The following is a 9,819-nucleotide window of genomic DNA, read 5'->3' as shown; positions in this document are numbered from 1 at the left end:
ACTGAGGGGCACCACACCACCTCAGCGCATCAACACCTTGTTGTCAACATGATGTTGATCCCGAAGGGGCGGAGTACCCGAGCCCGACCATGGGGGAATCGGGCACTCCGGAAATTTTCGATCTCGGCCCCTCGTGATCAACCACCAGGAGCCCGGACCACCCCAGACATGCTGATGCGGATCTGCTCGTCGCTGATCTCGTACATCACGCGGTAGACGAACACGCCGTAGGGCCGCGGGTCGTCGGCGAGGGTGGTCGACGGCGGCGAACACCTGCCGCACCCCGGCGGGGTCGTCCTTCATCACCACCGGCGCCCGGATCCGCGCGAAGGCCAAGTCCCCCTGATCACACTCACACTCGCCGAATATGCACTCATGGCCTGGCTGCGACAGCCGTCCTACGCCCGTGGAACCCCGCCGCCCGACCCTTGGCACCGGGGTTCTGGGCTGAGTACGAGAACTCACGTGCGTCAGGACGCCGGCTGACAGGATCCGCAATATGACGAGTAGCGGACGGGTGTTGACGGCCCTGCATCTCTTCCTGGTCTGGGCGACGATGACGGCCGCGGTGCCGGCGCTCGGCTTCGGGCTACTGGTGACGGCCTGGGCTGGTGGGACCGGTGCGACGGCGCCGCTCTTCGCGTTGGGTGTGCCGCTGACGGTGGGCCTGCTGGCCACGGCGGGCATACCTGCGCGGACCGTGGTGCCGCTGTGCGGCTCCGTGCCGCAGCGGCTCGGCTGGGCGGTACTGGTCTTCGTCCTCGGCACGCTCGGCGTCTTTGCAGGTCTGGCCGCCTACGGTGGGGACGTCGACCTGGGGAGCGCCAGTACCAGGATCGCGCTGACGGGGGCGCCATATGCCGTGGCCGCGGCGTTCTTCGTGCCGAGCCGGTGGGTGCGGCTGGGGGCGGTGGCCGCGCTGGCGGCCGGGGTGGCCTACGGGGGCTTCGTCGGCCCGGCGCAGTCGCAGCAGCGCCAGCACGAGGCGGAGGTCGCGCGATACCGGGAGCATCCGGAGCTGCTGTACCTGGGCGCTGCGCCGCCCGGCATGCGGGTGTCCCATGCCGAGGCCGGCCCCGCCTACTTCAGCGTCGAATACCGCACCGTCCGCGAAGACGGGTTCGCGTACGTGGGCCTCACAGTGCGCTCGCCGCTCACGCCGACACCCCGATGCCCCGAGCTCGTGGAGAAGGGCGTGACCTGCACGGTAGACGCGCACGGCGAGATGCGCACGGTCCGCGATATCCCCGGCGGCGGCCGCGCCGTCACCCTCACCCGCCGTCACCGGAACGCGGAGGCCGAGGTCACCAGCCAGACCCTCGAGGAACCCGGGCTACGCCACCTTCTGAACACTCTGCACCCGCTGTCGGACACAGAGCTGGAGAAACTGATGCGGGAAAAGAAGATCGACCACAGACTCTGAGCCATGCTCACCCCGGGCCCCGGCAGCGAAACCCATGCTGGACCCCCAGCCCTACCTCCATCGGGTTTGCGGGGGTGAGCCCCGCGCCTCTTCGAGCGCGAGCCGACGCTTACGCCATCACTTCAGTGAGCTCGGCACGCGGGCCGGGCCGCCAGCCGACTGGAACGCGCATCAGGGGGCTGGCCACCCATTGAATGAGATGGCTGTCCTGTGCCACCTGGCAGAAGGGAAGGGCCCTCCATCCCACAACTGTTTGATTCGCACGAAACGGTCGCACGATGAGAGGTACGGCCACGGCGACGGCTTGGAGGGCCGCGCACCTAGGATCGTTCCTGACAAAGTTTCGGAGGCACTCTCCGCTTGGTCGTCTGTCGACTCGGGGCTGCACCGTGATGAACTTCCTTCATGGCTCAGGTACTTAGACCGACCGGCACATGGGGGGTGGGAGAAGGAGCGGGGCTGGGTGCGTGCAGCTGCAAGGCGGAGGATTGAGACAGATGGGGTCTCCCCTGCTCGAGCGCAGACGAGAGCTTGGGGAAGGAGCCATGGTGATTGACGACAACGCGGCAGATGCGCGTGCCCAGCCCCGCGACGCCGCCCCTCATTTGCCGGCCGGTCTTACGCCCTTCATCATGGCGCGGTTCAGCGCTCCTGGGCGCAAGAGGCCGCCCAGAGGGGCCTCATGCGGCCCGTGCCGCTTCCCGATAGTCCTGGTGATGACACGGCTGTACCCCGGGCCAGAACGCTGATCCGGGGTACAGGGTGCTGGGGTGAAGAACTGATCACCGGTGGTGAACCGGCCGTCCTACCGTCTCAGGAACGAACCGAGATCAGCAGGTCGGGTGAGCCGCCGAGAAGCATCCAGCCAGGACTCAAGGGATGCCATGGCCGATGCTGTGCTGCAGTGTCGGCGCTCGAATCCTCATCGAGAGTCAGCCGCCCTCTTGGGTCGGGCGTCGGCTGCCTGGCTGGTGTCGTGTCGTCACCAACGGTCGTGTTCGTGCCGGTGGCAGCGTTCACTGCGCCTAACGGTGGTGGGATCGGTGGCGGTGTGGGTGGTGTTGTCGCCGCCTCCGGTGGCTGTGACGGTGTTGGTGCGCTGGGAGGGGGCGGTACAGGAGACGTGCACCCTGAGTGTGATGGGCGGGTAGCTGTTCCCGGCGGCCAGGACGTCGCTGCGGGTGCAGGTCAGGGTGGACCGGGTGCAGTTCCATCCGGTGCCGGTGAGGCGGGTGGCGGTGAGTCCTGTCGGCAGTGTGTCGTGGACGGTGACGGTGCTTCCGTTGGTCGGGCCGGGCCCGGTGTTGCCGACGGTGATGGTGTAGGTGCCGCGCTGTCCCTGCGTGAAGTGCCCGGTGTGGCTCTTGCCGATGGACAGGGACGCTGACGCATTCGCCGCGATGGCGTCTCCGAACGGGTTGGTGATGCCTGTGATGGTGGTGCTGACGGTGTTGGTGGTGGTATCGATCACCGACACCGAGCTGGTGGTGAAGTCCGTGACGTAGACGCGCGTGCTGTCCGGGGTGACCGCCAGCTTGTAGTTGCTGGACCCGGCGCCAATGGTGATGGTGGCGGTGGGGGTGTTGGTGCTGGTATCGATCGCCGTCACCGTACCGTCGTTGACGTTGCTGGCGTAGACCTGCGTGCCGTCTGGGGTGATCGCCAGCCCGTACGGGGCGAGGCCGACGGCGATGGGGCTGCCCACGATGGTGTTCGTGGTCGTATCGATCACACTCACTGTGTTGGTGCCGAAGTCGGCGACGTAGGCGTCCAGGCCGTCCGGAGTGATCGCGATACCGGTCGGCTGGGTGAAGCCGGTGATAGTGGTGGTGATGGAGTTGCTGGTGGTGTCGATCACCTGAACCTGGCCGAGCCCCAGCTCGGTGACGTAGACGAACTTGCTGTCCGGAGTGATCGCCAGGAACCGGGGGTCCGCGCCGCCGGCGAGGGTGATGGGGCTGCCCACGATCGCGTTGGTGGTCGTATCGATCACGTACACGAGGCCTGAAAAGGTGATCACGTAGGCATGGAGACCGTCCGGTGCGATCGCGATTCCCTGCAGGCTTCCGGTGAAGCCGGTGATAGTGGTGCTGACGCTGTTGGTGGTGGTGTCGATCACTGACACCGTGTTGCTGCCGCGGTTGGAGACGTAGACGTGTGCGTTGTCCGGGGTGACGGCGATGGAATTGGGGTTGGCTCCGACACCGATGGTGGTAATGGGGGTGTTGGTGGTGGTGTCGATCACCGTCACCGAGCTGGCGGTGTAGTTGGCGACGTAGGCGTTGCCGTTCGTGACGGCCCAGGCCGGGGACGGGGCGACAGCCGGCAAGGCCAGCCCTGCCAGTACTGCCAGTCCCGCCATGCAGACCCGCAGCCACGCTGCCCAGGGCCACAGGCACCGCTCACGGCTCTTGGGCCCCGGACCGCGGTGTGGCCCAATCTGCTTTCTCTCGCGCCTGATCACCGGCACCTCCGGTTAGGGAACAGTGGGCGGGCTTGCGGCGACCACATCCATGGCACCGACGCCAAGCCGCGAATCACTCAGTGTGATCGCAGATCAGATTAGGTGCCGGTGAAGCGTTTGCTGCAATTTGACACGGTAGATCCCGTTGACGAAACATGCCCGATAAGGGCGTTCGCCAGTAGGTCAGCGGATGCGAGGGCTTCGAGGGCAGGTGTCCCAGCGGTAGAGGGTCCAGGCGCGTCGGATCAGGCAGCGGATGGTGATGATGGCGCTGGCCATGGCGATGAAGAACTCGACGGCATCCTTTCGCCGTTCGGTGCAGCGGCGGAGCTTGCCGAAGTTGTTCATCCAGGAGTTCGTGCGCTCTACCACCCAGCGTCCGCCGGTCTGGATCGGGGCTTCGCCCCGCGCTCGGCGATCCGGGCGGTGATCTTCCTGTCGGCCAGGTCGTCGTGAGCGATCTGGTAGTCGTAGCCGGCATCCAGGGTGAGGCACGGATGCTCGGGCAGTGGCCCAAGGACTGTCTCCAGGGCGGTGAAGCGGTCGAGGGTAGCGGGGCGAGCGGACACCGCCTACTGGCGGACGCCCTGAGAGCTGCTCTTGCCCCGGGCGGCGGGAAAAGAGGGTGATGAGTGACCAGGCCAGGTGGGCTTCGCTGTGCTGGACCATGCGCGCCCTTGCGTCGGCCGCGCGGCCCGGGCAGCGCCCGCACAGGCGGACCCGGGGCCCCGAAGCCCACCCCCTTCCCCGGCTGACAGCTGCTGCGCTCTCCGGTGAAGCCGATGCTGGTCCAGCAGCGGCGTGGCCGTTTGTGGGCACTCAGCGGGCCGCGTCGAACTGGCGCACCACCTGGGGCAAGGCCTTGAGGACCGTCGTGGAGTGGTCGAAATCGCCGATGTCAGTGAGCTGTTGGTCGGAGTTGTTGGCGGTCAGCTGGCGTTGGCAATGCAGGGAGTTCGCAAAGGCGACGTCCTTGTCGCCCCTGGCGTGAAAGAGGTGTACAGCGACTTCGGGCCGCCAGTCGCAGGTGGTGTCCAGAGCCTTCAGTTTCTGTCGCAGCTCTCCCGTGGGGGTGCGCACCTTCTGGAGGAACTCTTCGGTGAACAGTTCCTTCGAGGTCGTCGGCAGCGCGGCCGCAATCTCCGACGCCTCGTGGTCGCCGTCGAACAGTGACTCCACCGTCTTGTCGTACGGGGCGCGGAACGCCTGGCCCGGCGTGTCGTACAGGCCGTACATCCGGTGCCACGCGGTCGCGAAATAGGCCAGGTAGAGCGATGACCGGGCGACCTTGTCGTCCGCCGCGGCAGCCTCGAAACGGCTCAGATTGAACGGGCCGGCAATCGGGGCGAGAGCGCCCGGGCGGAAGTACGGATCGATGTTCTGTTGCAGGGCTCGCCCGACCATCATTGTGGCGGGTCCGCCCTGGGAGAACCCGCTGATGAGGACGCGCTGGTCCAGGTCGTGGCCGTCCCGGCGGGCGAACGCACGAGCTGCCCGTAATGCATCCACCGAGGCGCTGACGGTTGCCTCCGGGTTCCCGTACGGATGGAATCCGGGGCCCTTGCCCAGGCCGAGGTAGTCCGGGGCGGACACCGCGCGGCCGGTCGAGGCGAACAGCAACGCCGTGGCCCGGTCGGTGGACTCGTCGTTCACCGAGGCCACCTCGCCTCGGTACACCTCGGTGCCGTGCAGCCAGGACACGACCTGAAGGTCGCGTTCGTCGTTCCTCGGCATCGCGACCAGCTCGCTGGCCGTAGTGGGTCTGCCTGTGATGTCGACGGTGCGATACACGATCCGATGGGCCCGTACGCCGTAGCGGATCTGTGCCGTATCGATACCCGTCTTCGCCAGGCGGTCAGCGACCTCCTTGGCGTTCAGGTCCACCACAGGGGTCGACGAGACCACCGCACCGCGTGCTGAGGGCTGCTGCTGATCGGCCAGGGCTGCAGACGGGGAGGAGCTCTGAGGGGCGCCGCACCCTGTCGCCGCCAGTGCGGCTACGGCGCACACCAAGGTGAGCACACCGGACTTGACTGTGCTTCTACGGAGCCGAGAAATGTTCATGGCTGGACTCTGTCGTTCCCGGCGCACTCGACGCATTGGGACCAACACCCGCCTCGGCAGGGGGTTTTCCCTACGCTCCGCAAGAGTCAGGTCGCCTGGCTCCTCCGCAGGCCGACGAACAGCCACCTGGCACATGTGCTTCGACTGGATAGGGGTATCGCCGAGGTGAGCCCAAAAGGGGCCATGGGATGATCTCGGTTACTGCCCGAGGTTGCTGACGCGGTTCGCGTACTCGCGGCGGGCCTTGCGCTGTGCCGGGATCGCCGCGGCGTTGTCGAGCGGCTGGCAGCGGTCAAGAAGCTGGCGGCGTACCGCCGGGATGGCGCTGAAGCGCAGGGTGTAGCCCTGGCCGCGCCGTACGGTCGCACCCTGGTCGAGCGCGGCGCGCTCTGCGGGCTCCAGGTCGGCCGTGCGGAGGAAATCGGCGACCTTGCGCGGCATGTCGAGGAGGACCGGCAGCTCCGGAGCCGGGGTGTCCTCGCGGCCGGCGGCGGTGCGCTCGGGCAGGAGGTCGGCGACGGCCGTGCGGACGGCGCCGCGGCTGACTGCCTGTTCGCGGGACAGGGCGGCGATGGAGCGGCCTTCCAGGTACGCGGTGCGCACGGCGTCGGTCTTGTCGGCCGGGACGGCGGGGCGGCGCCCGCCCTTGTTGCCCTTGGCCTCTGCGGCCCGCAGCCCGTCGTAGGTGAGTTCGCGCTGGAGGTCGCGCTGGAGTTCGCCGGCGGCGGCGAGGGTCTGCACCATGAACTTCACCGTGGACAGCAGTTCTCCGGTGCGCGGGTGGCGGGCGGTGAGGTCCATCGCGGAGAACGCCCCGTCGTGGATGCGCAGGGCGACCTGGTCGCGGTGGAGGATGTCGAGCACGTCGAGGATGTGCCCGGTGCCGCGCACCAGGCGGAACATCTCGGAGATGTGCACCGTGTCGCCCGGCCGCGCGTACGTCAGCAGCTCGCCGAACTTCGGCCGTTCCAGCGGGTGGAGGCGGCTGGAGGTGCCGGGTTCCTCCTCGAAGACGACCGAGTCCTCGATCCCGGCCTCGTGAAGGACGAGGTTCTGACGGTTGGTTGACTGCTGGTCGGTCGACACCCGCTTGTAGACCAGGTTGGCCATGCCGCTCCCCGTTGTGGTGGTCGCATTCGACCCTAGCTGTCAGCAAACCCTGTCATCATCTGCCATCGGATCTGATCGGATCGGCGCCGCTGTCGGGCCCCGGAAAGCCTGGGTTCATTGGACGTCCGCCGCGCCTGTCTTCATTCGATCGTTTGCCGACAGGCGGTCGACGCGTCCGGGTGATGTAGTCGGGACAGACTGCTGTCTGCCATCGGTGAACACCATCCCGAGCGGGCGCAACGGCCATTACCGTCCAGTCGCATGACGACGATCACAACCCGTACGGTCGAATACCCGGCCGACAACCTGACGATGATCGGATACCTCGCGCTCCCGGCCGGTGCCGAGCGCCGGCCCGCAGTCCTGATCGGACCCGAGGGGATAGGGCTCAGCGATGTCGAGCGCCGCCGGGCCGAGGCTCTGGCCGAGCTGGGGTACGTGGCGCTGGCCTTCGACCTCCACGGCGGACGCTATTTGGAAGACCCAGAGGAAATGTTGGCCCGTTGCATGCCGCTGCTCGCCGACCCCGACCGGATGCGAGGAATCGGTCACGCTGCACTCGACGTGTTGCGTGCCGAACCACGGGCCGACCCCGACCGGACCGCCGCCATCGGCTACGGCACCGGGGGCGCGGTCGCACTGGAACTCGGTCGCGATGGCGTCGACCTGCGCGCGATTGGGACAGTCAACGCACTGACCACGGGCCGACCGGGCGAGGCGGCGCGCATTCGCTGCCCCGTGTGGGCCGGGGTCGGGTCGGAAGACCCGATCATGCCGCCCGCGCAACGGAACGCGTTCACCGCTGAGATGCAGGCCGCAGGCGTCGACTGGCGCCTCGCGGTCTACGGCGGAGCCCTGCACGCCTTCCACCACCCGCCGGTCGACCACACCGTGCGTCCCGGCGTCGGCTACCACCCACGGCACGCACAGCGAGCCTGGCGCGACGTCGTCGACCTGCTCGCCGAGTGCCTGCCCGTCACGGATTGATCCACGCCCTCGTGCAGCCCCTGCTGCCCGGATTTCATCGGCGGCAGCAGGAGGTACTACAGCTTCTGGACCACGAGTTTCCGCCAGACGACTGATCTCGCGAGCATGTGGAGCGGCGAACCGAGTTCAGGCGCAATCACCGTGTGTGGTCGCCGGGGGCGTATCGGCTCCAGGTTCCTCCAGCCTCGGTGACCAGGCGGGTGGCTGTCTTGTCGTTGGGCCGGTCCATCTCCAGCAGGTAGTTCAGGAAGTCCTTCCCGGCCGCAGAGCGGCCTCGATGGTGGCGTCCAGGACGCGTCGCAGAGAGCGGGTTCGGAAGTCGGAGGAGACGCAGGTGTAGATCGCGGTGGTGGAGGCGTGGTCGTGGCCGACCTGCTGTTGGACGAACAGCGGGTCGTGGCCATCCTCGATCAGGTGGGTGATGTAGGACCTGCGCAGCGAGTGGAACTCCAGCGCGGGGTCCAGGCCGACGGCGTCCCTGTAGGCGGCGAAGCGGGAGTCCAACCGCTGGAGTCCGATTCGCGGGCCTCGCTCGGATGGCCAGAGGGCCCGGCTGGTTGAGTGCCGCAACCCGGGACGCACCTCGCTGATCCATTCCTCAATCGTGCCGGGTGTCCAGTGCCAGACGGTCAGCACGCTGCGGCGCTTAGGCGGCGAGCCCTTCTTGGCCTTGCCGTAGCGGACGAGCAGGGTGCCGTACTCGCCGAACTCCCGGCCCTCCGGGTTGCGGCCGAAGTCGGTGAGATCCAACATCCGGGTCTCGTTGCGGCGCAGGCCGTAGGCGTACGCGGTCTTGAACAAGGCGGCGTCCCGGAAGGCGGGCAACCAGCCCTTGCGGCCCTTGCCGCGGACGCGCAGGACTTCCTCGTCGGCGTGGTCGAAGAACGCTTCCAGCTCGGGCCTGGTGAAGGCCCGGCGTTCCGGCTCGCCCTCGGCTTCGTCGGCGTGTGTCGCGGCGTTCCAGTCGTAGACCACCTGGACGGGATGGGTCCCGAAGTGCCGTAGGCACTCGTCGCTCCAGCCATAGGCGGGGTTAGTCAGAAAGTCGCAGAACTGGCGCACGGAACCCTGGTAGTTGCGCAGAGTGGAACGGACGCAGCCGTGCACGGCCCGAAGATCGGCCGACCATTCGTCCACGTGCTGTGGCGTCCACTGCCACGGCATCGCGTCGGCGTGCCGGGTGAAGGGGCGGACCGTGCGCTCCTGGTCGTTGACGTATCCCGGCGAGAGATTGCGCGCGAGCTGTTGGTTGCGCCAACCCTTGATCATCGCCTCGAAGACTTGCTCGTCCGGCCGCAGCAGCGGCAGACCGTCGATCAGGTGCAGCCGAGCAGACCCTGGAACGAGGCCGTCCCCACCCATCCGCCATCACTCTCCGTCTATCGCATCTGACGCGAGAATTTCGCAGCAGATGCGACTCGGGAGCGTCTTCGCAGTTCAATCGCTTGATGGAGTGAGGCCCGCGGACACTCAGTTCCGTAACCGCTACCGTGCTTCCGCGGCCAACGTCCCTGATGGGGGCGTTTCCGCGCGGTCCCGGGCCCGCCTCCAGGACGGGTGTCGCGTACTCGCATTCGATGCAATTGGCGTCGGTAGGAACATCGGTACAGCCGTTGGCGCTGAGAATGATCACGTCGGTTAGCACGCCGGTCGACGGCTCCGTTCGGGTTCGCGGAAAGATCGTCTGGCGGGTAGCGGTGCTGGCTACGGTCCCCTCGTGCCGGTGGATTTTCTGACTGATGAGCAGGCCGTGTCTTGAATGGGGTCCGTT

Annotated in this window: 6 protein-coding genes and 1 pseudogene; 2 read left to right on the top strand and 5 right to left on the bottom strand. The window is 67.4% G+C overall.

The features are described from left to right. Positions 1-499: 499 nt before the first annotated feature. Positions 500-1,423 carry a hypothetical protein gene (locus tag GA0115254_RS34900; protein WP_093899267.1) on the top strand — a complete coding sequence of 308 codons (924 nt, stop codon included), beginning with the start codon at positions 500-502 and terminating at the stop codon, positions 1,421-1,423. Positions 1,424-2,405: 982 nt separating this feature from the next. On the opposite strand, the gene GA0115254_RS34895 is transcribed toward GA0115254_RS34900, so the two are convergent. The 4 genes and pseudogenes from GA0115254_RS34895 to GA0115254_RS34880 all read right to left on the bottom strand — a co-directional run bounded on the left by GA0115254_RS34895 (position 2,406) and on the right by GA0115254_RS34880 (position 7,061). Continuing rightward, a complete protein-coding gene (locus GA0115254_RS34895; RefSeq protein ID WP_370740996.1) occupies positions 2,406-3,887 on the bottom strand; it encodes a YVTN family beta-propeller repeat protein in 1,482 nt (493 codons plus the stop codon). Positions 3,888-4,070: 183 nt separating this feature from the next. After that, positions 4,071-4,444: pseudogene (locus tag GA0115254_RS44915) on the bottom strand (transposase); the annotation flags it as partial. Between the two features lie 262 nt (positions 4,445-4,706). Next, positions 4,707-5,951, bottom strand: coding sequence for a lipase family protein (locus tag GA0115254_RS34885; RefSeq protein ID WP_256102938.1), 1,245 nt, complete (start codon positions 5,949-5,951; stop codon positions 4,707-4,709). Between the two features lie 198 nt (positions 5,952-6,149). Then, positions 6,150-7,061 (bottom strand): recombinase family protein, encoded by a 912-nt coding sequence (locus tag GA0115254_RS34880; RefSeq protein ID WP_093899263.1) that lies wholly within the window; start codon positions 7,059-7,061, stop codon positions 6,150-6,152. A gap of 261 nt (positions 7,062-7,322) precedes the next feature. On the opposite strand from GA0115254_RS34880, the gene GA0115254_RS34875 reads away from it, so the two are divergent. Next, positions 7,323-8,048, top strand: coding sequence for a dienelactone hydrolase family protein (locus GA0115254_RS34875; protein ID WP_093899262.1), 726 nt, complete (start codon positions 7,323-7,325; stop codon positions 8,046-8,048). A 243-nt stretch (positions 8,049-8,291) separates the two neighbouring features. Here GA0115254_RS34875 and GA0115254_RS34870 read toward each other — a convergent pair whose 3' ends face one another. Beyond that, complete coding sequence (locus GA0115254_RS34870; RefSeq protein ID WP_093899261.1) at positions 8,292-9,410, bottom strand: tyrosine-type recombinase/integrase; 1,119 nt, start codon at positions 9,408-9,410, stop codon at positions 8,292-8,294. Between the last annotated feature and the right edge of the window lie 409 nt (positions 9,411-9,819).

This window comes from Streptomyces sp. Ncost-T10-10d (assembly GCF_900091955.1).
GTDB lineage: Bacteria > Actinomycetota > Actinomycetes > Streptomycetales > Streptomycetaceae > Streptomyces.
The sequence above is the reverse complement of the archived record's forward strand: the minus strand, read 5'-3'. Positions and strand labels throughout refer to the sequence as shown.